This window comes from Latilactobacillus fragifolii (assembly GCF_905332535.1).
GTDB classification, from domain to species: domain Bacteria; phylum Bacillota; class Bacilli; order Lactobacillales; family Lactobacillaceae; genus Latilactobacillus; species Latilactobacillus fragifolii.
Window position 1 is genome coordinate 23,581 of sequence record NZ_CAJOCF010000009.1, and the last position, 25,139, is coordinate 48,719.

30 protein-coding genes and 1 pseudogene are annotated in these 25,139 nt (G+C 37.5%); 7 read left to right on the forward strand and 24 right to left on the reverse strand.

What is annotated here, in order from left to right:
• Positions 1-4: 4 nt before the first annotated feature.
• A complete protein-coding gene (locus J7Q78_RS08900) occupies positions 5-379 on the reverse strand; it encodes a single-stranded DNA-binding protein (RefSeq protein WP_208423102.1) in 375 nt (124 codons plus the stop codon).
• Between the two features lie 263 nt (positions 380-642).
• Here J7Q78_RS08900 and J7Q78_RS10150 point away from each other — a divergent pair, with 263 nt between their 5' ends.
• On the forward strand, positions 643-756 hold the full coding sequence (locus tag J7Q78_RS10150) for a type I toxin-antitoxin system Fst family toxin (RefSeq protein ID WP_208423103.1): 114 nt from the start codon (positions 643-645) through the stop codon (positions 754-756).
• 163 nt (positions 757-919) lie between these two features.
• On the opposite strand, the gene J7Q78_RS08910 is transcribed toward J7Q78_RS10150, so the two are convergent.
• The 16 genes from J7Q78_RS08910 to J7Q78_RS08985 form a co-directional block, all read right to left on the reverse strand.
• Positions 920-2,617, reverse strand: a complete 1,698-nt coding sequence (locus J7Q78_RS08910) for an immunoglobulin-like domain-containing protein (RefSeq protein ID WP_208423104.1) — start codon at positions 2,615-2,617, stop codon at positions 920-922.
• 3 nt (positions 2,618-2,620) lie between these two features.
• Complete coding sequence (locus J7Q78_RS08915; protein ID WP_208423105.1) at positions 2,621-3,835, reverse strand: hypothetical protein; 1,215 nt, start codon at positions 3,833-3,835, stop codon at positions 2,621-2,623.
• A 4-nt stretch (positions 3,836-3,839) separates the two neighbouring features.
• Positions 3,840-4,064: a hypothetical protein gene (locus tag J7Q78_RS08920; protein WP_235688095.1), complete on the reverse strand. Its 225-nt coding sequence runs from the start codon at positions 4,062-4,064 to the stop codon at positions 3,840-3,842.
• 1 nt (position 4,065) lies between these two features.
• A complete protein-coding gene (locus tag J7Q78_RS08925; RefSeq protein ID WP_208423106.1) occupies positions 4,066-4,254 on the reverse strand; it encodes a hypothetical protein in 189 nt (62 codons plus the stop codon).
• 26 nt (positions 4,255-4,280) lie between these two features.
• Positions 4,281-5,111, reverse strand: coding sequence for a hypothetical protein (locus J7Q78_RS08930; protein ID WP_208423107.1), 831 nt, complete (start codon positions 5,109-5,111; stop codon positions 4,281-4,283).
• A gap of 72 nt (positions 5,112-5,183) precedes the next feature.
• A complete protein-coding gene (locus J7Q78_RS08935) occupies positions 5,184-5,456 on the reverse strand; it encodes a hypothetical protein (protein ID WP_208423108.1) in 273 nt (90 codons plus the stop codon).
• A 94-nt stretch (positions 5,457-5,550) separates the two neighbouring features.
• Positions 5,551-5,880: a DUF5406 family protein gene (locus tag J7Q78_RS08940; protein ID WP_208423109.1), complete on the reverse strand. Its 330-nt coding sequence runs from the start codon at positions 5,878-5,880 to the stop codon at positions 5,551-5,553.
• 539 nt (positions 5,881-6,419) lie between these two features.
• Positions 6,420-7,088 (reverse strand): class A sortase, encoded by a 669-nt coding sequence (locus J7Q78_RS08945; RefSeq protein WP_208423110.1) that lies wholly within the window; start codon positions 7,086-7,088, stop codon positions 6,420-6,422.
• 2 nt (positions 7,089-7,090) lie between these two features.
• The gene (locus tag J7Q78_RS08950) at positions 7,091-9,568 is read right to left on the reverse strand and encodes a SpaA isopeptide-forming pilin-related protein (protein ID WP_208423111.1); all 2,478 of its coding nucleotides are present in this window, start codon (positions 9,566-9,568) and stop codon (positions 7,091-7,093) included.
• Between the two features lie 194 nt (positions 9,569-9,762).
• The gene (locus J7Q78_RS08955) at positions 9,763-10,044 is read right to left on the reverse strand and encodes a hypothetical protein (RefSeq protein ID WP_208423112.1); all 282 of its coding nucleotides are present in this window, start codon (positions 10,042-10,044) and stop codon (positions 9,763-9,765) included.
• Between the two features lie 137 nt (positions 10,045-10,181).
• Positions 10,182-11,156, reverse strand: coding sequence for a C39 family peptidase (locus J7Q78_RS08960; RefSeq protein ID WP_208423113.1), 975 nt, complete (start codon positions 11,154-11,156; stop codon positions 10,182-10,184).
• Position 11,157: 1 nt separating this feature from the next.
• Entirely contained in the window at positions 11,158-11,385 is a 228-nt protein-coding gene (locus tag J7Q78_RS08965) for a hypothetical protein (protein WP_208423114.1), read from the reverse strand.
• Positions 11,378-11,644 (reverse strand): hypothetical protein, encoded by a 267-nt coding sequence (locus J7Q78_RS08970; RefSeq protein ID WP_208423115.1) that lies wholly within the window; start codon positions 11,642-11,644, stop codon positions 11,378-11,380. The genes J7Q78_RS08965 and J7Q78_RS08970 overlap by 8 nt, the downstream gene beginning before the upstream one ends.
• A gap of 704 nt (positions 11,645-12,348) precedes the next feature.
• The gene (locus J7Q78_RS08975) at positions 12,349-12,576 is read right to left on the reverse strand and encodes a hypothetical protein (RefSeq protein WP_208423116.1); all 228 of its coding nucleotides are present in this window, start codon (positions 12,574-12,576) and stop codon (positions 12,349-12,351) included.
• A gap of 505 nt (positions 12,577-13,081) precedes the next feature.
• Positions 13,082-13,351 carry a hypothetical protein gene (locus J7Q78_RS08980; RefSeq protein WP_208423117.1) on the reverse strand — a complete coding sequence of 90 codons (270 nt, stop codon included), beginning with the start codon at positions 13,349-13,351 and terminating at the stop codon, positions 13,082-13,084.
• Positions 13,341-13,661 carry a DUF5839 family protein gene (locus J7Q78_RS08985; RefSeq protein ID WP_208423118.1) on the reverse strand — a complete coding sequence of 107 codons (321 nt, stop codon included), beginning with the start codon at positions 13,659-13,661 and terminating at the stop codon, positions 13,341-13,343. The genes J7Q78_RS08980 and J7Q78_RS08985 overlap by 11 nt, the downstream gene beginning before the upstream one ends.
• A 700-nt stretch (positions 13,662-14,361) precedes the next feature.
• On the opposite strand from J7Q78_RS08985, the gene J7Q78_RS08990 reads away from it, so the two are divergent.
• Entirely contained in the window at positions 14,362-14,784 is a 423-nt protein-coding gene (locus tag J7Q78_RS08990; RefSeq protein ID WP_208423119.1) for a MurR/RpiR family transcriptional regulator, read from the forward strand.
• Between the two features lie 91 nt (positions 14,785-14,875).
• Here J7Q78_RS08990 and J7Q78_RS08995 read toward each other — a convergent pair whose 3' ends face one another.
• Positions 14,876-15,874 carry a replication initiator protein A gene (locus J7Q78_RS08995; RefSeq protein WP_208423120.1) on the reverse strand — a complete coding sequence of 333 codons (999 nt, stop codon included), beginning with the start codon at positions 15,872-15,874 and terminating at the stop codon, positions 14,876-14,878.
• Between the two features lie 463 nt (positions 15,875-16,337).
• Between J7Q78_RS08995 and J7Q78_RS09000 the strand changes: the two genes are divergently transcribed.
• Entirely contained in the window at positions 16,338-17,150 is an 813-nt protein-coding gene (locus J7Q78_RS09000; RefSeq protein ID WP_208423121.1) for a ParA family protein, read from the forward strand.
• Between the two features lie 2 nt (positions 17,151-17,152).
• Positions 17,153-17,479 (forward strand): DUF5388 domain-containing protein, encoded by a 327-nt coding sequence (locus tag J7Q78_RS09005; RefSeq protein ID WP_208423122.1) that lies wholly within the window; start codon positions 17,153-17,155, stop codon positions 17,477-17,479.
• A 975-nt stretch (positions 17,480-18,454) separates the two neighbouring features.
• Here J7Q78_RS09005 and J7Q78_RS09010 read toward each other — a convergent pair.
• Genes J7Q78_RS09010 through J7Q78_RS09020 form a run of 3 tightly spaced genes read right to left on the reverse strand, consistent with a single transcriptional unit; the run spans position 18,455 to position 20,823 of the window.
• Positions 18,455-19,756, reverse strand: coding sequence for an AbiH family protein (locus J7Q78_RS09010; RefSeq protein ID WP_208423123.1), 1,302 nt, complete (start codon positions 19,754-19,756; stop codon positions 18,455-18,457).
• Positions 19,756-20,199: a helix-turn-helix domain-containing protein gene (locus J7Q78_RS09015; RefSeq protein WP_208423124.1), complete on the reverse strand. Its 444-nt coding sequence runs from the start codon at positions 20,197-20,199 to the stop codon at positions 19,756-19,758. The genes J7Q78_RS09010 and J7Q78_RS09015 overlap by 1 nt, the downstream gene beginning before the upstream one ends.
• 12 nt (positions 20,200-20,211) lie before the next feature.
• Complete coding sequence (locus J7Q78_RS09020) at positions 20,212-20,823, reverse strand: hypothetical protein (protein WP_208423125.1); 612 nt, start codon at positions 20,821-20,823, stop codon at positions 20,212-20,214.
• Positions 20,824-21,184: 361 nt separating this feature from the next.
• Between J7Q78_RS09020 and J7Q78_RS09025 the strand changes: the two genes are divergently transcribed.
• The 3 genes from J7Q78_RS09025 to J7Q78_RS09035 are packed head-to-tail and all read left to right on the forward strand — an operon-like array spanning position 21,185 to position 23,109.
• Positions 21,185-21,457: a hypothetical protein gene (locus J7Q78_RS09025; RefSeq protein WP_208423126.1), complete on the forward strand. Its 273-nt coding sequence runs from the start codon at positions 21,185-21,187 to the stop codon at positions 21,455-21,457.
• Complete coding sequence (locus tag J7Q78_RS09030; RefSeq protein WP_208423140.1) at positions 21,441-22,742, forward strand: Y-family DNA polymerase; 1,302 nt, start codon at positions 21,441-21,443, stop codon at positions 22,740-22,742. The genes J7Q78_RS09025 and J7Q78_RS09030 overlap by 17 nt, the downstream gene beginning before the upstream one ends.
• The gene (locus tag J7Q78_RS09035) at positions 22,735-23,109 is read left to right on the forward strand and encodes a hypothetical protein (protein WP_235688097.1); all 375 of its coding nucleotides are present in this window, start codon (positions 22,735-22,737) and stop codon (positions 23,107-23,109) included. The genes J7Q78_RS09030 and J7Q78_RS09035 overlap by 8 nt, the downstream gene beginning before the upstream one ends.
• A gap of 137 nt (positions 23,110-23,246) precedes the next feature.
• Here J7Q78_RS09035 and J7Q78_RS09040 read toward each other — a convergent pair whose 3' ends face one another.
• The 3 genes and pseudogenes from J7Q78_RS09040 to J7Q78_RS10055 form a co-directional block, all read right to left on the reverse strand.
• Positions 23,247-23,465: a hypothetical protein gene (locus J7Q78_RS09040; RefSeq protein WP_208423127.1), complete on the reverse strand. Its 219-nt coding sequence runs from the start codon at positions 23,463-23,465 to the stop codon at positions 23,247-23,249.
• 134 nt (positions 23,466-23,599) lie between these two features.
• Positions 23,600-24,829 (reverse strand): CHAP domain-containing protein, encoded by a 1,230-nt coding sequence (locus J7Q78_RS09045; protein WP_208423128.1) that lies wholly within the window; start codon positions 24,827-24,829, stop codon positions 23,600-23,602.
• A gap of 176 nt (positions 24,830-25,005) precedes the next feature.
• Positions 25,006-25,139, reverse strand: a pseudogene (locus tag J7Q78_RS10055) (C39 family peptidase); the annotation flags it as partial.

The following is a 25,139-nucleotide window of genomic DNA, read 5'->3' on the forward strand; positions in this document are numbered from 1 at the left end:
GACCTCACTTTTGTTCAAATTTTATTGCTGGATCACTTAAACTAGCTTCGATTGTATTTGCTGATCGTGGTTGTTCAACTTGACTGGTTTTAATCGTATACGATTGTCCAATCAACAGGCAATTTTGACTCTTTTCTAAATCCTTTTTCGTATTAATTAGTTGTCCGTCGACTAAAATTGTCATACCTTTTTCTGTCTCGTTCACTAGCTTTTTAGCCATCTCACCCCAGAAAATAATTGTTAGGAAATTATCTTCAAAAGATTGCTGGATATTAACTTCGTTAGTAATAATGACTTTAGCTATTGATTGCCCGCTTTTCTTTTGTTCCAATGGGCCCCTGTGCACAATCTGACCCGATACATAAAATTCATTTACCATATACCTAATACCTCCTTGATCATTAAATAAAGCGCACTTTTTTTTAAATAACGCAAATATTTAATTTTAAGTGCCTGTACAGCTTTTTAGTCCTCGCTAGACTAATTACCCAAAAATCATTTTAAAATTAAGCAGGCGTTCATTTTAAACGGTAACAATTTCGATACCTCATAGAAATTTTGTTATTTACTCAATAGCGCTTTTTTTACCTATTTTTTGATACAATAGTAATTGGCACCTCGCCCCGAGAGGGGGTGTGCCAAATGTTTTATAAATTCCTAATTTTACTTATCGTCCCGATTATTACTTCGGTAATTTCGGGTATAGTAAATTCACTATTCGATCATTGGTTAGATGATCGACACGATAAGCAATAGAGGTGTCACTAACCCACACGTCTGTCATCGCAGGACGCAAAAAAAGAGCCATTCCCATGCAGGGGAATGGCTCTTTGTGTACCAAATGCGTTATAAACTCCTAATTTATCGCTACAGTTACTATACCACGAGCTTCATAAACGAGCAACAGCTTTGCTCGTAGTTATTTATTTTGTGCCACGACTGTAATAATCCGTTCAAAACTCAATTCTGAATAATGGTCTTTGACGTGATAGGTTAAGGTATATTCACCAGCCTTTTGGTTATCAACATGGCCACTAACGCTAACTTCCGCTTGGCCATATTTACTTGTGGCTTTAACTCCAGCCATCGGATCAAATTGTTCACCGACTTTAATTGTCTTTGCGTCGATTCCAGTAATGACTGGTTTTTCAGCATAAACGTTAATCATTACTATTTTATCAGTTGTTTCACCATAATGGTTGGTTGCACTATACGTTAATTGATAAGAGCCAACCTTTTTAGTATCAACGGTGCCAGTCACTTTAACGGATAACTTACCGTCATATTTATCGGTCGCGACGACATTATCTAATGGCTTAAATTGACTGCCAACTTCAACTTGGGTTTTAACCTGGCTAACATCAATCTGTGGCGCATCGGCAAGCACGTTAACGGTGATTGTTTCAGACGTCGTTTTACCATAACGATTCGTTGCGCTATAAGTTAATTCGTAGGCTCCTACTTTACTTGTATCAACACTGCCGGATACTTTAACCGCTAAATCATTTTGATAGTGGTCAGTGACTTTAACGTTTGCCAAAGGATCAAATTGAGTACCGACTTCTACTTCACGGCTGACTTGGCTTAAATCAATTTCAGGACTTGCCGCATAGACCTCAACTTTTCGTGTCACTTGCGCTTCTTTGCCATCTTGATCAGTTACTTTTAATGTTTCCGTGTAAATTCCTGGTTTTGAGGTATCGACATTATTTTCAACCACTTGGACTTTATCCGTTAAATTTCCATCTTCGGTATCACTGGCATTTACATCTTGCATTGGGTCAAATTGTTGTTGAACTTCAACCCGACAATCAGGCGCATCAAGCGTTGGGGCATCGTTCACGACATCAAAAATACCAATCTTTTTAGTGGTTACACCTTGTGAGTTTGTGACACTATACCGCACAAACGTCCAGCCCATCTTTGAGGTATCAATATGATCAACTGAGGCTTTAACCGCACTCGTTAAATCGCCGTCGACTTCGTCACTGGCACTAACATTGCGCATTAAATCAACTTGGCTGTGCGCGTGGACAACCACAAACCCTGGCACATGCAATTGTGGCGTTGAGGTTGGTGTGGGCGTAGGTGTTGGATCGGGTGTCGGCCCTGGGTCTGGGGTTGGTTTAGGATCAGGTTTCGGGCTCGGTGTTGGATTTGGCACCGGACTAGGCATAACGTGATCGCCATTGTCCTCACCAGCTTGTCTTTGCGTATCATTATCATTATTTACTACTAATTCTTTAATTGGGTCTTTAGGTAACTCTGGTTGTTTTGCGATTACTGACGCTGCTTCCACTAACTTGTCACGGTCTTTATTGATCGCTGCATGTGCCTCTTGCAAATTGTCATCGCCAAGTGCTGAGGCAACCACGTTTACGGCACCTTGTCCAACATCATCGATGGCATCAACCGCTTTATCAATTAAATTTTTGTCTTTATGTTTGTTTTTTGTTTGTCCTTTAGCGTGATGACGTTGTGTTGTATGCCTTTCGCTAACCTGAATTTTATCTTGGTTCCCTGAAGCCCCATAAACGCCACCCCCTATTAATAATACTAACCCGCAAATTGTCAGTATGGGGACTAGACTTTTATTTTTAAAGTTATGATCTGCCATTTTTTATTCTCCAATCGTTTTTAGGTTATGTTGCCAGACGCTTAAATTATCCGCTGCCTGTGCTCTTTGTGTGGCTGATAAACTTTGATCATTTGCTTCTTGCTGGTACTTATTAATCGCTTGTTGATAGGCTTTACCGGCATTAATCAAATCGGTTAATTCACTGCTTTTCAGTTTTTGATTAATCGCAGTGGCTTCATCGGTGTTTCCTTGCCTGATATATTCTAAAGCAATTGCACCGGCTAATTTTTGATCGTTCACTTCTAAATTCAACCGCTGCGCTGGTTCCGGTTCATGTAATTTTAAATAAGCAACTGCTAGTTGCGCTTTACGTACTTTAGTCATCGTGACATTATTTGTTTTAACCACAGTTGACCACTTATGATTCATAAAGGCTAAATCAAATTTACCCTCTGCACTCGGGTAATGGGTATTGAACGTTTGTAACGTCTTCATAGGCCCGTTACTTAGCTTAGATTCGATTGCCTTTCTGCGTTTCGGATATAATTTAGCGGCTTTTAAGTAATCTTTATTGGTCATTAATGTTTCATAAGTCTGTGGCTGCTGAACCTGGTGTTTGATAACTTGAAAGCTGAAGATAACAAGCCAGCCAATCATTAACATGAGAGCTAGACTAAGACCACCTTTTAAAATGCCTTTTGAGACATGTAGTCGTGGTACTTTAATGCTTGGTAATTGGTAATGGAAAGCTATTCGCTTCCCATTCCGGTTCTTTCTTTGCGCCACTTGATAGGCCATTCGGCTAGATTGCGACGCCTTGTCGGTTTGCCGAACAACCGATGTATTTGGTGTTTCTTTTTGAGGTTCCACCCGTGGCACGTCAGGTTGTGGTTGTGGTCTTTCCATAGTTTGAAGGGGTTTGCCAGTTTCTTGAGTCTGTTGAAGGGCTTCGGTAATTTTATTAATTAGAGCTTCTTTTGATGCCTTAGGGACATCTTTGAAAGTGGTCTCTAAAGTATGATTAACAACCGATAACACGGATTGTACATACGGATTACCGGCACCAAACTGAATATCATCTTTAAAAATACTTTGGTCATCTTCTAACAGACTCAACTCACAAACTTCCGTTAAACTATTCTTATTCGCATAGTCTTCGATTGCAGCCAATTGAGCACTGACTTCGCTTAGCGGCACTTGTCCTTTAGGTATGATTTTCTTTAATTTACGGTTTGCATCAAAAGAAGCGGTAATCATTAAATCACCCGAAAATACCTTTCAACCATGCTGTAATTGCAAACGCTAAAAGAGCAATACCTAAACCTACCACGATATTTTTCATACCATCACGGGCAGCCTCGACTTTTTGTGGGTTCTTTTCCATATGGCCAATTCCCATTAGGATAAATTTGAAGGTGGCGTATCCACCTGCAAATAAAGTCGCTGCTCCTGATAGAGAATTTAGCCCCGCCATAATTTTATCCAACTTAACGCACCTCCATTTGTCGTCTATTTTTGGTTTGATAAGCATTCAAGGCTTCTAGGACAACTTGTTGGTTATCCATAATAACTTGATCATATTGCGCCTCAAGCCAATCATTTAGCTTAACGTTTTTATTTGCTAGAATAGCGCTCGCTAATTCTTTTTTACGTTTTAATTCAACTGTTGATACCACATTTCTATCTCCGATCTATTTAGTATTTAACTTTTATTTTTAGGGAAAATTAACTGTGGCGCTAAACCGTATTCAGCAGCTTTAGCTAGCTCCTCATGATACGTTTGCGATACAATTTTTTTCACCCAACACTTTTTGATCTCAAACCCTTGCCATTTATAACCCAATTTTCTAAGTACTTGGCGTTGTTCATAGCCATTCTTAACAATTAAGTAATACATCATCGAAAACTGCGGGAATGATTTATTCGTAATATTGACAATCAATTCACGATTTTTATTAATCAAAATATCTTTACATAATTCAGCTTCATTTAAGCTATCAACCGTCTTTTGCCATCCTTGCATTAAAGCAAACCACTTAAAATGGTTTGCTTTAAGATAATCTCTTTCAGCATAGGCGTTTTTGACCGTTAAAACATACGCTGCCTCGATTGATACTTCAGGAATTGACCAAGCAGATGGTGCCCCATAATATTTTTCTAACTTCTGACAGTCACTAGCATCATTTTCTTGTTCAATATCTGACGCGGTAATCCAACCTAATCCAATGCCAGTCAGTAGTAGCTTATGAAACCGTGCATAAAACGCTTCAGTATGATCCGAATTACCAGTATCAATAATTTGGACATGGTGGGCCAATTCATGAAGACAAGTCAACATTGTAAAGGCTGGCTTCCTTGAAAAGTTATAAATTTGAATTGCTTGGCTTTGCCAATCGTATTGGCCGTGTTTAGATTTCATTTCTTTTGGCTCAAGTAATAAGCGATAATGTTTGTACTTCCCACTATCCTCATAGGTTAAATCAAGCAATTTATCTAACGCCTTTTTAATCTTGCTAGCTTCTTGTGATTGCACAAAAACACTCCTTTAAATAATTGGGGGACTACGGGCCTTTGACATGCTGTACTCACCTCCAATTTTATTTGGCTACTCAGTTTTTTCTGTGCGCGCAACTTTAATCTGCGTAAATTGCTCGCCAAAATTACTTTTTTGAATTATAAAACGACCAATGAACTCGTCTTTAAGTTCACGCGTCCCTTGTTGAATTAGAAGATCGTTACCTTTTAAGGCTTTCTTTTTATATTTTTGGTTGAAGACTTCATTTTCAATAAAGAGCCATAAGCCATAGTCATAGCGCTTAATATGACGAATATCTTTCACTGAAACGCGGCACCGCCCCCTTATTTGCTGAAATGCCATTTACTTCCCTACTTTCCTAATTACAGTTCTGCATTATTCATTGTTGGTACAAAAAAAGTCGCAAGCCCGTCTGGCTTGCGACTTATCTAACAAATTATTCATATTTAACAATTTCAACTGCGACGATGAGTTTGTCTAACCAATCTATTTCATCGGCATACTGACAACTATTACCATCTTTGTCGGTCAATTCAATGTCAAAAGTTTCATCATTAAGTACCAATTTCATCTGTTCAAATTCTAAATTACCGGTATCCGCAGCTTCCGATAACACTTCAACTAAATCATAACTGCCGATGACTTGCCAACCCTTGGTGCTACCACCAATTTTATAGTAAGCATAGCCTCGGTATTCATCAATCTGAAACGTCACGCACACGGTATGAATCGCTTCTGACGAATCATTAATGGGATAACTTTTCATTTTTTCTCCCCTTCTCATTCAGTTAACTTTTTTTATGTTGAATTTCGCCAACAAAAAAAGCTATGACCTTTGACCGTCATAGCCCTAAACACAAAAAAATGACTACCTTTTTTTGATAGCCACTTCTACGTACTGAAATAAAAATATCATTTAAGGAGTGAGCCCCGGTTATGTGGCTCCAAATAAAGCATCAATGGCGATTACTTCAGTGTGTGCGATTTTCAACCACACCTTTAAAATCAATAAAAAAACAGCTACCAATTAAGGTAGCCACTAGTAGTACATAAGTTTATTAGAGGCAAACAGTTGAAAACAACTGCTTTAAGTGAAAAAAATACTTACAATGTAGTTTGGGGAAACTACAAGGTTATTATAGCACCCCATTTTACTATTTAAAAGCTAATCAAAAAAAGATTGACCGCCCTCTCAGTCAATCATTCTAACGTACGGTATTAATCTCTTGAAGTGTCTTATATCACAGAAATAATCTAAATAAGAAAAGGTAGAAATCGATCACATCCGTAGCTTAATAAACTACTTTAGATTAATTTACCTCTAACCATGATTCGACCGGCTTCCGTCCGATTATTACATGTGTACAGCGTGATGATCTGACTTCCTTGTTGATCACTAATGATTTCACCATGACTAGCATCTAAGTTGTGATTGACTTGGGTCACCTGATAATGATACTCACGTTGACGCGTCGTAATCTTGATTAAATCACCAACTTTGACGTGCACTAAATTGCCGAATAACAAGCGCCCACTGTTTAATTCATTGTGGCCCGCTAAGGCGTAGTTACCGACTCCCGGTTGTTCATTGGGTTTGACCGTCACAACGCCTACTGAAAGGTTTTGATTACTAACCCCTTCTAAAATTGGCTCTTCAATGCCAACTGCCGGAATGGTAATAATTCCGACTGCTGATTGATTAATTACCTGGTTGGCGATAGCCGCTTCATAGTCTTGATAGTTAAAATCATGAATACTATTTGGATCATACTGCGCTTGGCGGTTAGCTTTGGTTGGCTTTTTTAAAGCCTGTTTTGTTTGGCTGATTAATTGTGCTTGATTATTAAGCTGTTGCTTGGCTTCATTGGTAACTTTGAAAAGACTGTATAAGGCAAACACCAAGATTAAAACCCCAGTTACGGCCAAAGCCAAGATTAAAACCTGTTGCCAATCATGTTTTGATCGACTTCTCATTTTTAAGCACGATCAGCTTTCTTCTTTAGAAAATAAAAGACACCCGCAATTACGAGTAAGATAAGCCCTACTACCATTAATAAGCCGCCAATGGATTTTTGGCTACCGGTTTTAATTAACGTTTTATTTTTAGTGTTGACTGCTTTAAGATTGATTACTTCACCATCAGCTTTGATTGAAAGACCGGCTTGATGGAATGAACCAGAATAACCAGCCGGAGTCTTTGTTTCGTCCAAAGCATACGTCTTGTTCGCAACTAAATCAAACATAGCGTAACCCTTGTCATCAGTTGTTGCAGTCACTTTATGACCGTCATTGTCAGTTAAGGTAAATTCTGCCCCTTTAACGGGATTACCATTTTCATCAACTTTCGCCAACTTCAATTGACCCTTGTTCAGGTTGTTGGTTGCTTTGTAATTAAAGGTTTGACCATCTTTTTCGATTGTAATATCTTTTTGTTCAAATGAACCATTGTACCCTGTTGGATTCTTGGTTTCTTTTAAATCATAAGTGTTATTAGCAACAATTTCAAAATCAGCTTCGCCTTTGTCATCGGTTGTTTTTACAACTTTTTTACCGTCTTTATCCGTTAAAGTGAATTCAGCACCTTTAAGTGTTTTACCGTCTTGATCGACTTTAAGCACCTTGATGGTACCTTTATTTAAAGTGTTCTTAGCGGTGTAATCAAAGACTTGTTGGTCTTTAGTAACTGTAATCCCCGCTTTGTGGAATGAACCGTTATAGCCAACAGGATTTTTAGTTTCATCTAAAGCATACGTTTTATTAGCTTCAAGATTGAAAGCAGCGTACCCTTTGTCATCAGTTGTGGCAACTGTTTTCTTACCGTTGTTATCCGTTAAAGTAAACTCAGCACCTTTTAAGACTTTGCCATCTTGATCGACTTTATGAACTTTGACCGTCCCACGATTTAAAATATTTGAGACTGAGTATTCAAACGTTTGACCATCATTAGCAACTGTAATGCCGTCTTTATGGAATCCACCATGGTAGCCGGCTGGTAATTTAGTTTCGTCCAATGAGTATGTTTTATTAGCGTCAAGTTTGAAAGCAGCGTAGCCTTTGTTATCTGTGATGGAAACAACTTTTTTACCAGTGTTATCAGTTAAAGTAAATTCAGCACCTTTTAAGGCTTTACCATCTTGATCGACTTTATGAATCTTGATAGTCCCTTTATTTAGCGTATTACCAACTGTATAGCTAAATACTTGACCATTATTCGCTAAAGTAATGCCTTTTTGTTCAAAACCACCGTGATAGCCAGTTGGTGTTTTGGTTTCTTTTAAATCATACGTTAACCCTTGTAAGATATTAAATGTCGCAACGCCGTTGGCATCAGTTGTTTTGACTTGTTTTTGCCCATTGTTATCAGTGACCGTAAATTCAGCGTTCTTTAAAGGCTTTTTAGTCGTTTCATCAATTTTAGTCACTTTGATTTGACCAGCTGCCCGTTGCCAATTAAAGCTGGCGTTTTTAATCACGGGTGTTTCATCAGTTGTAAAAGCTGTGATGGCCCGTTGAAAGCCTGTCGCAACATCGCCGAACACCAATGACTTATAATTCTTTACGTTCCCATTAACATCAAAGTTTACATTACCACTTGCCGCCGTTACGGGCACTTTGATGGTGAATGATTGGTTTAAATTAACTTGGTTGTTGGCGATTGGTTGGCCGTTTTGATCAACAATGGTTAATCCTGCGACAGTATTGTTTAATTTGATTTGTGCAATACCTGAACGGTTGGAATTGACTTGATAAGTAAATTCGTGGAACCCATTTTTATCTTGTTGGTTAACCTTTTGTAAATCAAAGGTTGTCTTTTGTGTATCCGTCCCATTAATTGCAGCATTATAAATGATATCTGCTGCATGGTGCACGCGATCAACAGAGTCTTGTGTTTGTTCCGGTGTGGACCAAACAATATCTGTATACTTAAAGTCGCCCGCTAACACCCACGAAACAGCTTGTGTGGCATACCACGCTTCAGTATCGTTGGCGGTGCCCAGTTGTGACGCAGATTTTGTTGGATAACCGTTTAAAAACATTCGTAAAAATTGATCATTCCCTTCGGCAGTATTATTTGAGGAACCCCCGTTAGGTGTTGGTAATTCTGAATCCATACAATAAGCAATTCGGTTATATTGATCAGCGAATTGTTCCGAAATCATATACTCTGGTGCCTTGCCATCATGATGATCAACACGCATATAGCCCTTGGTGTTAACCCCTGTCATGTGGAACGTCAACGGTGCTTCTGAACGCACACTCGAACCAGCAAGCGTTGGCGAGATTAATTTGTTATTGCCAAACGTGTTAGTTGTCACGGTTTGATTTGTATTTGTCGCAGCGTTCACGGAGCCAATACTTGCCGCAGCGGGGGCAATGAGTTGAACCCCCATGGTTGCGATCGCTAAAACAGCGGCCGCTTTGGTTTTGATTTTAGAAAAACTAAATTTCAACATTATAACCTTCTTTTCTTTTTGATAAATTTTGTATTCTCTGACTAATTCTTCTTTGATTTACATCGTGATCACCTCCTTTAAGGCACAAAAAAAGACGAATCAAAACGATTCATCTTTTTTAAATTATTATGCTGATAAATAATTGGTTGTATGGCATACCAACCTCCTAAGGTTTGAATGAAGACACGACAAGACTATTCAAAACGTCTGGGTTGTGTAGCATACCATGCTTCAAAGGTTTGAATATTCTGTTTTTGGACTTCATTTTCAGCTCTTAAAGCAGCGAACTGTCGGGCAGTTTCTTCGTTTTGCTGTTGGCACTGCTTTAAGGCTGTTTCAGTTGTTTTGAGCTGTTGTGAAACCGCATCAAACTTTTCTGTCATATCTTGATAGGCAAGCTCAGCATATTGTTGTATTAAAGCTAAAATAGCTTGATTGAATAGCTGTTGTGGCGTTTGTTGGGTCTTCCAACTCATGTTAAAAACCCCCTATATTTTCGTAAAAGTTATACATACTTTGTAACCAGATAAATTGAATTGTTCAACTTACTTATTTTTCTTAGCTAAATTCAAAAAAGGTCTTCACTTAACTAAGTGAAGACCTTTTTGTTCGATTATCCGACTGAAACAGCCATACCAGTGACTCCATTTGAACTTTCAAAGGTTCCAGCTGAAACCCAGTAAGCACCCGCATTTGGATCAACGATATGATAACCACTTTGGTTAAAGCCATCAACACAAACAACGTGACCATTCCAAACCGCTCTCCCCCAAGGCATTTGCTTGAATTGTGGTGCCGCAAAGTCGTAAACAATCCATGCGACAACTGGGTTGCCATTACGAATAGAATTCTTGATTGCTGCTGGCCCTGAAATCTGTGTTGCGTGACCACCAACTGCGGCTGCCCATTGAACAACCGGGCCTGCCATCATACCCTGATAAGTCCCATCAACGTTGCGATTCCATTCACCGGCATAACCATTATAAGGGTTATTGTCAGCTGATTTTGGCATCGAATTAACAAATTGATAGATACCTTGTCCTGTCACACCCTTATAGTGTAATGCTTCAAGGAGTGAAGACCCTTCACATAACATTGTGGAACCTTGACTAACAAACGGAACGCCTAATACTTTACTTTCTGCTGGCGCAGGTGCTGGGGCTGGCGCCGCATTATTCGACGTATTCGGTGTGCTAGCATTACTTGCTGGCGTAGCTGCAGCTGTCCCCGCACCTGATTGACTTACTGGTTTTTGATCAGTCTGCGTTTGTTGTTGTGCAGCTTGCGCTTGTTCAGCTGCTTTTTGTACATTTTGAGCTGACTCTGCACTAGCTTTCTGTGAGGCTTCTTGTGCCTTCTGTTCTTGTGCTTTCTTCTCGCTTTCTTTTTTGGCAGCTGATTCCTTTGCTGCCTTTTTCTTCATTGCAGCCGATTTTTCTTTTTTCGAGCTATTTTTTGATGAAACTTTTGCGACGTTTTCTTTTTTTGAACTATTGGTACTTGCTTCACTAGACTTCCCACAAGCGCTAAGTGCTAAAACAGCCAATAGCGAACTCCCTAATAGAACACCCTTTACCCCGTTTTTCATACTAACCTCTCCTTTTTAGCTGAATAACATTCCTGTTATCAGTCTTCATTTTTATCGGCATGTTTGTTGGCCTGACACTTTCGACTTCCCCATCTTTTAAGGCTAAATAGTAACCACCTCGAAAGATAACCGTATATTTTGTGCCTAATTCTAAATTAATCGACTGTCCAAGACCATTCACAAATGGCAATTTAACTTGACCATTACAACCTAGTACACAATCATTCATGACAGTCACCTCCAAAATAATGAAGTATTTTTGTACCGCGATCGTCTTCCACCATCTCGAATTCGTTTTCCCGCTGAACGATTGAGCATATTACCATTTTATCATTTGTTGACAATCTCTGCTGATCCAGATTTGGAATTCTCTTTTCAACAGCTGATAACTTTAAATAAACTAGCTTTTCTTTGATCATATACACGCGAATCTCAGACCATATTGTCTTCATTCGGCTTACTGAATAAGCGCCCTTAATAGTGTTCATACCCCTTCTCCAACTCCTTTTTACCTATGTATCAATAAATAAATCAGCAACAATATTGCCGCCCATAGTGGCATTGACATGATTAATCCATTCCAGACACCCGCAAAAAAGTTATTTCTATTTAAAATTAATAGTCTCATTTTAATTCCTCCTGAAAGTCCATTTCTTATATTTAATCCTTAATTAAGGACGTGATTTCTTGCATACAATATCAAACACAAAGCGATACTAATTTTCTTTTTATTGATAAACGTCAAGTATTGAGGATTTTTAATTAGGGGTAAATATCCTGAAATCACGCCCTTAATTAAAGATTAAATAGGCCTTTTGACAGGCTTAATAAAACCAGCAATCGACAGTGTAAATGTTGTAGTATTTGATTAACTAATTTCTTTGCACACCGCGGTTCGATTTTTAAGGAGGTGTACATTGTCATTATTCCGTTTGATTTTGACTAGCGAATGGCGAATTCTTTTGTCTTCCAAACTAATTAATCAATAATATGCTGGCTTTATTAAGCCGCCAAATGAGTAATAATCATCAATGCTAGTTAGCTTTAAGTAGCCACTCCACCCTGTTAGTAATCTGAATTGGAAGGAATGTTTTCAGTGCCTCAGCTTTATCATCACTGATGCTTTTGACTAGTATAAGTAAGCTATTTAAGTAAAAGCGGCGTGACTACTTAAAACTAACTAGCATTTGTGTTATTGTTTTTTGAGAAAAAGCATTGTTTTAACGGCTGGCCCGTCATATCTATACTTAATGCCAACGACTTCACTTCGATGAATTTGTGAAAGTAGTGCATTACGGTCTTTAGGACTTATTTGTTGTTTTTCAAAATAATCAACTAAACTAATTGATGCTCTATGATTTGTTCTTAAAAAACTAACTAGCGTTTTAATCGCTAAGTTTTCTGTTTTTCTTACTGGCATAACGTAACCTCCTATTTTTATGTTTCTTATAACCTTTGAAATTAATTGTTTACCCGTTGTGATTTACAAAGATATTCATGGCTTTTGGTTTAGAGCCACTTGACCTAAACGACACACTATTGTGTGAAGAACAGATTTTGGCTTGATCTGTTGACCTACGTTGTTCGTATTCATCTAACGGTGAGTAACCATGGCCGAGTATCCCTGAATTAGCTTGGTGCTAAATCAAAGCGTCGGCGCTCACGATTACGCGTCAATGTTAATAACAACTTGTTGGTGTCTCTTAGCCGTGTCGTGTATGAGTTTCAATTGATCGTGTTCAAGACACTTATTAAATTCAAAGTCTCTTAATCCGACTAGCACAGCTCCCTAGTGGCACGATATTATTCAAATTTCAAAGGACGATTGTTACTACAATAGCTTATTTAGTAGCCTCAGCCACTTTAAGTTTTACTTTGCGAATATCAGGTTTCACTATCTTCGCAAATCACAGCGGGTAAGCTGATTATTGACGTTCGTATCTGACTTTACGCAGCGGTTGATCTTTGTTCTTGCGCTTAGCAATCAGTTCATTTTTTAAGTTCATCACCGTTCGGGCCCGATCATACACGATATGCGCGGCAACTTGACGACTGAGGTCATCACGATAACCAAAGCGCCCAGCTTTTAAATTAATGAAAACCGTACCGCCAAAGAGCTTAGCTGAGTACGCTTGTTTCTCAAACTGATCAAAACTTAGCGGAGTCGTCAGTACTTGGCGGCGCTTATGTTTCATCGGTTGCCAGCTCCTCTGCAAGATATCTTTCAAACGCAAGATTAACGGCCTCATGATGACTCTGACGATCTTCAAACTTAATAACTTTTTTCGTTAGTCCGTCATATAGCGTTGACTTAGCACGGACTTCGATCGCAAGAATAACCACATGTTTACGCCCTTTAGCGGTATCAACAAGGGCCAAATTTCCGACTTTTGGCTTGCCCTTGGTCTTCGGTGCAATCTGCCAAAAGTAAGGGTGATCAGTATTTAAAACTGCTTGGCCGTTAACATATCGGATGTGTAACCCAACTAGAATCTGTTTTGTCATCAAGCGAACCTCCAAAGATTTAATTCTTTTCGTGCTGTCACAGAAGCGAAAAACTTCCAGTCATTCGAGACCAGAAGACCGTAAACTTATAGATTCTACAGGATTACGGAACAAAAAAAGAGGCTAGCAACATAAGTTGCTAGCCTCTTTGAATTTCAACTCCACTCGCCCATTATCAAGATACTTAAACAAGTACAAATCGCGACACACTAAGCCGATAGGTAACCCCTATTGATTTAAATATAATCAGACTAAACTGGTAAAATTATACTTAGAGTATGGCAAAAAGCACACAGTTCGAGTATACTTAATAACGAGTTGCGCGGAAGCGTCAACTCAAGGAGAGCGGCCAACTTAGTCGTGCAGGGACTTTGTTGAGCTTAACCTTTCACTAGTCTGCCAGGACTGGTGATTGGGGCTCTTCTTTTTGTTTTTTCACTTCTGTCGCAGCACGAAATCAAATAATTCGTGTTGCATATTAACTTGTCTTAACCTTACCTTTCCTTTTTTCAAAAAGCAAGTTTTTTTTTAACAAGTTAAACCAGAAGTGGTAAATATGTGCCGTTAGATCAACGTCTAACGGCTTTTTTTGTACTTAGAATTCAAGTACAATTAAATGATACAACAAGGTAATTAATAATATAACCCATTTTATCAACAACGACATTTGTGCCAATTAGCGCCAAGGAGGAAACCCTCGATGGACTTAACATTTACCGAACAAGTAGTGATCTCTTACTTTAAAAAACATCCACAAAAAGTATTATCGGCAACCATTCGCGAATTAGCGGTAGCCACTTGTACCTCAACGGGGTCAATTGAACGGGCAGTAAAAAAACTAGGCTACGAGAACTTTAGCCATTATCGTTATACTCAAAAAGCTATTCAAAGCGCTGAAAAGCAGTTTGTAGCACTCTTTAACGTGACAAAAAGCGTCATTGTTAAGCCTGTCATTAGCCAGATTAGTTCAAGATTGGTGTCAGTCAACTTGCTTTTCAATTTTAGCGGTCGTGGTTACCTGAAACGTTCGAGACGCTTTTTTGAGTCTTTAAAACAAAATGCCACCCATTTTCGTTTAGGTTTTAGTGGCCCGAGAGACACTAGCTATTTAAGTCCCGCATAATTTCAGACAGATTTTAAAATGATTTTAAACTCGTAAAAGACTTTGTTTTTAAGCAAGGCTTATTTGTCGATAGATCATTATTTGGCCTAATTCAGTCCCAGAAAAGTGGTTTGTAGCCCGCTTTAGCGCTAGCGATACATCTAGCATTGCCAATTTTTTCAAATTCGGTGTAAATCACACTGTAGAGATAGCTATTTAAATCATTGACCTGGTTCAAGCGGACTTTTTGTACGGCGCGCATTAAGGTGTCATGAATCGGGGTCGCAATATCGGCATCATGTAAATCGAATAAGCTACTTTGGAGTTTATGGGCATTTAACGCCTGTTTTTTAGCCCGTAAAACGGTTTGTTGAAGGGTTAAAAAGATGCCAAAGTCATTGCCAGATAGGAGTTTTAAATCCAACAAGTGTTGTTTAGTGAAGATTGAATCGTTATTCAAGTGGTTTTCAAAGAGCGCAGCATCTTGTTGTTCGGTGATTGATTTTTCGTGATCAGAGATAGTATCTGTTTCTAGAGAATCTGTATTTATGTTTTTTAATAACTTAGTATTACTAATATCAGTATCACTTGTTTCTCTTTTTAGGAAATCTAGATTTCCTTTTTTAAGAAATCTAGTGTTATCAAGGGTTTCAGCTCCTTCATCAGACATGGACGTTGTTGCATCAATGTTTACAGCTTTTTCCATACTTGAATTTGGCGTTGTTTCGAGTTGATCGATTCCGTAGATATCGTTATCAGTAATTTCTGGCTCCAGTAAATACATTCGGTTAGCCTTGCCTTGACCCATGCGCTTCATGAGTAGTAAACCGGCTTCTTTCAGCTCATTCTTTACGCTGTTTACTTTGTTGTGGCTGCAGCCTAAGATCACCCCTAGTTGTTCACCTGTGTAGATAAAATAAATATTGCCATCCTTATCGAACCATTTATTTTTGATCGAGAGTTGCAGACGATCTGACAAAATAGCAAATGCTAGTTTCGCTTCAGCACTTAGTTTTTTGTATTTATCGCTGGTCATAAAGACCTTTGGCACCTGGAAGAACTTAAGCGCATATTGGCGTTTGATGTTGTAGTAGTTTGGCTGATTATTCATAGTGATCTCCTTTGTATTAAAAAGAGCGAACCCGCATTTGCGAGTTCGCTCTAAGAATTAAGCGTAGGCAAATGCGAGCCTGACAAATTGTCAGAAACTCTTTTGAAAAGCCACACTAACCTACTTTTATGTATATTTAAATAAGCCTTTAAGTATTGCCATTTTCAAAAAAATAGCTTACAATTAAACACATAGCTTTTGAAGAAAAAAACTCTTAAATAATTTCTCCAAATAGTAGGTCATCACGAAGTGCGAATTCGTGATGGCTTTTTTTTAATGAGTTTATCATATACCATTGATCAGGTCTTTGTATAGCCTATTTTTCAACTAGTGTATTTAACATAATGTTGAATACATAATGTGAATACCATGATGTTATTCACACATCACATTTAACATATAACATTTAACACTTTTGCTTAGGTGTGCTATAATGTAATTATCAAAGTTATGGAGGGTAATTATGACAGCAAAAGTGTTATCTTTTTTAAATTTTAAAGGTGGTGTCGGTAAAACAAGTACAACAGCACTTGTTGGATATAACTTAGCAAAAATGGGATACAAAGTTCTAACAATTGACTTTGACCCACAAGCAAATCTAACATCGTTGTATCTAAAAACGAAAAGCAAGGTTAGTAACGATGAAGTCATTACGATTAGCACGTCTCTTATGAGTGCTATAAATGATGGGAAAGATTTGAAAGATATTACAATTGATGTAACTGATAATTTAGCATTGATTCCAAATGCAGTTGATTTTAGTATGTATACCCGATTCTTAGACAGAACTTATACGACCGAATTAGAGAAGGTGGAGTTCTTTTCAAAAAAAATTGAGTCTTTGAAATCAGACTATGACTTCATATTCATTGATGTTCCACCTACAATTAGTCTTTCGAATGATACTGCATTCTATGCTTGCGACCAAATAATAGTCGTGCTTCAGACTCAAGAGCGATCATTATCTGGTGCAGAGGTACTAATCAGTTATTTACAAGAAACTCTTATTAATGAGTTTAAATCTAAGGTAGATGTTATGGGAATCCTACCTGTACTCTCAAAACGTAACGCTGCAGTAGACGATGAAATACTACGTTCCGCTGCAGCAACTTTTGGCGAACATAATATTTTTGAAAACAAGATTACGATTATGGAACGAATTAAGCGAATGGATATGACCGGTATTACTGACAGTCCAAAAGATACGTGGGATAAAAAAGTCCATTCTGCATTCGAAAATGTTTCTAAAGAAATTTTAAAAAGATTGGATGATTAAAAATGGGAATGCTTGATCATAAAAACTCTAACAACACTGAAAAGCAGTCACTAAAAAGAGGCCCTCAAGTAGTTGTAAAGGAGCAAGTAGCAAGAAATAATATTGTAACGGATTCTGAAACTGTCACTTTACCAGTTAACATTAGAGTTGATAATCATATACGTAATCAAATATCTGCTCTGCTAAATTTAGGGTATGGTACGTCCCAAAAAGAGCTAGTTAAAAATTTAGTTGACAAAACTATTGAGGAACTACCTGAAAATGAAAAAATAAGATTTGAAAAGATGTACACCATTTTAGAACAAAAAGATGCTTTTAAAAATATTTAGCACAAAGTGTTAAATGTTAAATGGTAAGTGTTAAATGGTAAGTGTATATATGCCAATCTTAATGGTCTTTATTAAAAAAAGGTATCGGAAACTTTGCGTTATACCATATATTCGTTACTTCTATAAATTTAATTTTGTCAAATTACCAGGCGTCCAAGTATAAAAAAATACTTGGCGCTTTTTCTATCGCATAACTGTTTGATTAGGATGAGTGTTAATTATTGGTAAAAAGTGCAGTTCATCTAGAAAATCTTGACTAATTTACGAGACTAAGTAAATGAGACTGAATAAACATTGATATAACAGCAAATAAAAAAGTCTCATTAACCTGACAGTAATTGAGACTAAGTTAAGTTTTATCGGAGTTTTCACTTTTAAAAAAATTTGCAATTTTAGAACAAACTATTATAAGATTAAAATACAGATATGCTCAGCAGAAAGCTGGTAATTATTAAAAAAAATACACTATTTACTTTTCTACTTTTTGCAATGATTTTAGTGACTTTCATTAATCAAAATAATATCGTAAACGCTGCAACCTCAAACGAAAATAGAACAAATCGTACGATTGTTATAAAAGATAGTCGAATCAGTGGAAACGTTACGAATAATAATCATTCCTCGCTAGCAAAGGCGGAAAAGAGTTTTGGGAAAATTCTTATAAGTATTGCAGAAAAGCTAAACATAGTAGTTATTTTTCGCGAAAATAAAAACAAAAAAAAGACCAACTTTAGGCAAAGTTGATCTGGGTCGTTGCTGCGACTAAAATCTTGAAAAAGGTTGGCCCCTTTTTCAAGAAATAAAATGCTGAGTATATCTGATACCAATTTAATCGTAGCAACGATGAATTTATTTGTCAACAAATTTTATAAAACGAGTTGGCAACAGAAAAGGGTGTACATCAATATGTACCCCCTTTTTTGTTGCTGAATATTCTCAGTTTTGAGCCGTTCTTCTAAATGCGTAGGCTTTTAATTATTGGTAAAATTCATTTATTTCTTTAGGGAGAGAAAGTTTTTCTACTTTGATATTTCCCTCAAGCAAAAGTTTTGTCATTAGATAAGAACCGTTTTCAACTAGCTTTAATTGATCACCATAACCAATCATTAGTTCAAATATTGAATTCTCATACTCATTAATAGCCTCGGTATTTGTTTCTGCGTATTCTTTAGAAAATAAAAAATGTAATGTGATATCAGATTGACTGGGTAATTTTAAAAAGTCAAATATAGCGAAAAAATAAGACCAATCGGATTTATTCAAGGAATGTCCAATAAAATAAATATCTTTGATTGATAAATCAGAATTTGATTGAATAGTTTTAAAAAAACTATTTAAATTATTACTATACCGTGCTAACTCTAGTAATTGATATGTTTTAGTAAAACGATTCAATTCATAAACGCCATTATCAACTAAAACACTCTGATCAAAACCAAATATCAAAGGAATAGACTCAAAGTGCATTGTGTTTGTTTTCTGGTCAGATTGATCATTTATTGGTTTTAATTTGATTGCTTGCCGATAGGTACCATGGATATGGAATTCCGTGTGCCTTTTTTTATCAATTGAATCTTGCATGTCATTTGTACAAAAACCATCTTTATATTCAATACAAGCATGATTTGCAGATGTGTAATTAAAATTTAAAATAATATCGTCATTATTTAAAGTAAATGGTCTTTCAACTAAATCGTTTGACCAGATATGCGCTTTGTTTGAAAGAACCTTCTCAATGTCGGTCGACATATTAGTGCTTTTACTTTTATCATAACTAAGACTATTTAAATATTCCGCAAATGCAATATCAAATCTTAGTAATTCTTGGTAGAGGTAAGACAACTGATCTTTTCTATGTTCTATTTCAGGCAGTTTTTTTTCATTAGGATAGGCGATATCGATTAATTGTTGAATGATTTCTTTTTCGTGGCTGGTTAAGTCACTGTCCTTATTTTTTTCATTCTCTTTGTAATAAACTTCACTGACAACTAAAAAGATATAGTATTCTATATTTTTCCATGTTTGAACCCGATATTGTATTAATTCACTATCATTTTGACATTTTAAAAATAAAGTAGTCCAAAATCCAAGTTTATTAAGATTAGAGCGAGCTTTTTCTTTTTCAGCCTCATCATTAATATGATCGTAATTTAGGTAATTTTCAACTATTTCAAAATAATAATTTTTAGATTCCTTTACCTTAGTAAGGTAGTCTACAATAGAAGTTTTAGCACCAGCCATAAGATCAAAACCATTGCCTAAAATAAATAGATTCATTATTCTTTCTCCTCCGATAAGTTGTTGATAAATATTTCAAGCTGTTCCTTTAAGTTAATTAAGGCTTTTGTAGCATTCTCATTTGTGTCTTCATTTTCAGTATAATAACGATTAAATGTGACTGTCTTAAGATTAATATTAGCTTCATGGGCCTTAATCAGTAAATCCTCAATCTCAGTGACAAGTTCTTTCTTTAGAAAAGGGTGTGCTTGGATAAATCCAATGATTGGATTCCCTTGAAGTTTAAGCAGCTCATCAAGTACAGCCCCTGGTGTTTCAGCAGTGGCCATCGCTAAAGCCTGTAAGGTTTTTACCGTCATGGCGTTAATCGGGCGCTTTCGAGCGTCGTTTAAGGTTGATTGGCTGATACCGGAAAGTTGCGCCACCTGATAGCGCGTTAAACCACGCTTCTTTAAAAATTCATCAATGTTTGTTTTATCCATGATCGTCTCTCCTTAAAAGTTGTTAACGTCAATTTTTGCGTTATTGCTGTTGTAGTGCACTTCATCGTCAATAGCTTCATTAAAGTAACCACCGACTTCATGATCACTAATTCTTACTTCAAATTCGCTAAAGTCATGAGCGGTTTCGTCGATGTCATAAAAGTCGATAGCACCATCGTATTCTTCTTTTAAACGGTCATAATCTGCAATATCGAAAGTTAAATACGTACTGATTGAGAGACGACTAGTGCTGATTGACTTAGGTTTGAACCCGTATTCTGCTAATTCATCAACGATTTTAATCACTTTATTTAAATCACGTTCTATATCTTTCAAATCTTCGAGTAGTTTGTAATATTTAGTAATTGCTTCAGAGTCGGGATTGGCAACGCCATCGTCCATCAAATCAATAACTTTTTCTGCATCTTCAATTGTCTTCACTTCAGGCTTTTTTAGCAATACAAGTAATGAATCGTCAACATAATCGCGTTCATCTTCATCTAATGCTGCGTAGTCGTAATTAAACGCCTCGATTAAGCCAGTAGCACCAGCGATAGCAGCTTGTTTGTTATTTTTAATTTCATCAACCATATTGTTATAAAGTTTGAAGTCGCTTAGTTTCATGATTTAGGTCTCCCTTGTATTTGTCTGTATTTATAATATACTACGTTTTGACGTAGTAGTCAAGTGAAATAGGCGTTTTTTTAAGTTATTACGTGCTATAATGAACTCGTTGTAGGTTTGTAATTTTAGTAGGTATCACAAAATCAATGAGTATCAAAGGGCCCCTTAATTATTATTAAGGGGCCTTTTTTCGATCTTATTTAAAAATGTATTGATTAAGTTAAGATTAATCTCTTTTGTATTTACTAAAGCCCAATCTCGTAGTTTCTATCATGCAAGTTGTTAATAGGTTTTGGAGTTAATAATACATTGCAAAAGCGAACGCATGTTTGTATAACGGACTACAAAAGGGGCTGTGACAATGATTTTAGAAGGACCAATTTGGGTTACCAATTCAGACAGATATTTCATTTTGCATCAAGATGGTAGCTTACAGCTGCGTCAGGAATTAATGAATGAAACAACTGTTTTGATTGATTGTTGTAATTATTTTTATCAAAAAAACGATCTTTTCAAGCTGTGTCAGGTTTATTTTCCATCAATGACAATGATTGAATTTGGCAATATTCAAAAGGCGTTAGATCAGCAAGCGGCCACAATCAGAGGTGGTGCTGAAGATGTACGATTATTCTAAAGAGGCACGTCGGGTTGTGTTCATGATTGACTCGAAAAGCTTCTATGCCAGTGTTGAGTCGGTTAAATTGAATCTTAACCCGCTGCGATCTATCCTGGTGGTTATGTCGACGGCCAAAAATACTAATGGTGGTCTTGTACTTGCTGCTTCGCCAATGGCCAAAAAGATATTTGGAATAAGTAACGTTATGCGAACTAGAGACGTCCCAAAGGATAAACGTATAATTGTAGTGCCACCGCGTATGAACCTTTACATTAAGTACAACTTGGCAATCAATGAGATATTTAAAACGTTCGCTGCTGAAGAAGATATTCAACCTTATTCGATCGATGAATCATTGATTGATATGACAGACAGCTGGAAACTCTTTGGAGACAGTCCTCGAGAAGTTGCTCGGAAGATCCAACTAAAAGTCAAAAAAGAACTAGGTATTTATCTAACGGTCGGTATCGGCGACAATCCACTTTTAGCAAAGTTTGCGCTCGATATGGAAGCTAAACGTACCCACAGTTTAATTGGCGAGTGGCATTATGAAGATGTCCAGGATAAATTGTGGCCAGTCACGCAGCTTGACGACCTGTGGTCAATTGGCCGTAGAACAGCTGAAAAGTTAAACAAAATGGGCATTAAATCAATGTATGATTTGGCACACAGTAACCCGTTTCTTTTAAAGCAAAGGTTTGGTGTGTTAGGCAGTCAGTTATATGCGTTTAGTTGGGGTATCGATCGGGCGTTAATTCGTGATAAGTACGTACCTAAGGCTAAATCGTATGGAAACAGTCAGGTGCTACCACGAGATTATCGAAACCAGGCTGAAATCGAAATCGTTATTCGAGAAATAGCGGAACAAGTCGCGGCACGCATACGTGCTCACCATAAAGCGGCCACAGTTATCCACCTGGGCATCGGGTATTCTTTTCGATCTAAAGAAGAAACTGGTAAGTCAGGTTTTGGTCATAGTATGAAGATTGACGCAACAAATGACAATGGTCTATTGGCTGCTTACGCAATTACCCTTTTTCGAAACAAATGGGAAGGTGAAACCGTTCGAAATATTTCAATTAGTTGTGCTGGCCTGGTCAACGATAATGTCGTGCAGCTCGATCTCTTTGACACAAAACAGACGTCTTTAAAAAAACGTGATCTGGATAGAACCGTTGATCAAATTCGCCAAAGGTTTGGTTTCACCTCGCTGGTCAAACTATCAAGTGTGGCTGAAGGTGGCACAGCAATTGAACGTGCCGGCCTTGTTGGCGGCCATAATGGAGGAAATTCTTATGAGTAAGAAATACGAGTTTGATCCCAACGTGGTTACTCAGTTCTTGAATCAATACCAAGACCGCGGCATGATGAAGTGGCAAGGGTTCTACCTAAGCGACCATACCGTCAGCTTAAATAAACTTGATAATGCGCACCGGGTGCAGATTAATCGAAAGCATAGTGATCAGATGGCTAGTTCAGAAATCGAAGCGATTATCAACCAAGCAATTATCAAACAGCTAACCGTCAGCATTGAGCGCAATATTCAGGATAAAGATGGCTACTTACCCCCGTTTGTTGAAGGTAAGATCGACGGATTTTATGAAGATTATCTGGTTGTTGGTGATCAGTTTATCAATTTTGAAGAAATCTACGCGATAACGACCATTTAAAAAGCAGAAACGGCTAGTTATTTTTAGCTGTTTCTGCTTTTTAATTTTGTCACTTATATTTATTATTAGCGGCATGTTCTAAAATGTCGCTTTTAAATCAAAGCTGTTAGGTGATTTAACATGGTGAATTAATCGAATCAGAATTTTCTTGCTGAACGGTCAACCGTTAATAAAACACCCTCATCTTGAATAACGTATTCAGGGTAAGTAAAGGGAAAAAGCAATCGAAAATAGTCAATTGTTGCGACAATGTCTTCTGCCGGGCAAGTGGTGTTTAGAATCAAATGCTTACTGATCCCGTCCGGAGCCGCCTTAGTAAGTTCTTGAATTGTATCTTGTGCTAGTCTGGTGACCATAATGGTAATCCCTCATTTCTATAAAAAATAAAAAACAGCAATCTTCAAAAGATTACTGCTAACTCTATTTGCTAGATGCTAGAGTGCGAACCGATGAACGGGAATTAACCGGTTCATGGAATAAAATAGCATAATTAACGATGAATGTAAATGTAACTCCCACCATCTGAAAGCGTGGCGGTGTTAGGGCCTGCTGGATTACTAAACCCTAAGCCGCCTTGACTAAAGGTGACATTGTTACCACTAACGGATTCTACATAGCCAACATGACCACAAGTACTATCGGCGGTCCATTGCCCGCCAACTGATTGGCCAGGTAAGAAGACAATAAGGGCGCCAGCTTCTGGTGTGTGATCAACACGGAAACCTGCCGCTGCGGCTGAAGAACCCCATTGCCCGCCATTGCCCCAGTTATTACCAGCCCAAGGGGCTCTTTCTTTGGCATACCAAGTACATTGACCCCATTCATATGAGTTACCAGGGACGTTCGCATGTGAACCACCATTGCCTTGGCTTGTATTGCTATCGTTGCTTGTACTACTTGAAGTCTTGTTATCCGTTGTTGAAGTACTGTTCGACGCTACGTTAACGGGTTCTGTTTTTGCACTTGTTGATTCAGTAGCCTTAGCATCTTTAGCTTTATCTTGCGTAGCTTTTAAAGCCGCTGCGGCATCAGCGTATTGGGTTTGTAAAGCAACTAATGTTGCTTTATTATCATTAATTTTCTGATTTAAAGCAGCTTGTTGACTGTCCGACTTAGTTTTCATTGCTTGTAAATCGTTTTGCTGCGTTTCAAGATTAGCTTCATCGGATTTTAAGCTAGCTTGAGTGGTTTTCTGTTGATCCATTAAGCTCGTGTATTGTGCTTTAGCTTCTTTAACGTCATTGAGAGCGTCTTTACTAGCTTGGTTTAGCTTGTTAATCGTAAAAGTTCGGGCTACTAAGTCTGAGAAGTTTTTTGAGTTTAACACAAAATCAAGATAAATATTCCCACTGACGGTATCGCCGGTTTGTTTCTGTAAGGCGACTAGTTGTGTTTTTAAAAGTGTCGTTCTTTTGGCGACTTCAGCTTTAGCGCCTCTGATTTGCCCATTTAATTGGTCAATTTTTTGGTTTGATTGTTCAATATTCGTTTTTGTTTTTTCAATTTTAGCGGCATTATCTGAAATCTGTTGTTGTAATTTGATATTATCGGCATTAGCTGCAGCAATCTCTTTTAATAGCTTATCGGTTTCACTTTTATTATTAGAAATAGCGTTCTGTGTATCATCAACTGTGTCGGCATTAACCGCAACGGTATTTAAAACAGAAACGGCTAACATACTAACTGCGACAGTGCTTGTGATTACTTTTTTGAAAGACATTTTTATCACTCCAAGGCTTTATTTCCAAGATTGAGTGTACCGCTAATTTATTACAAAACTGTTACATACAGATTAAGTACAGATGTCCACTAACATAGGAATGAAAACGAATAACTAGAATTTAAGCATAATAAAAAGAATGACTTTTTAAAAAGCCATTCTTGATCAAGGACTAACTAGCCGACAGAAACGGCCATGCCAGTTGTATTAAATGAATTTGTAAAGGTTGTTTCGTTAATCCATCTTGCTCCAAAGACTGGATCAACAACATGTAGATAACCTGGTTTAAAGCCATCAACGTTGACTACAT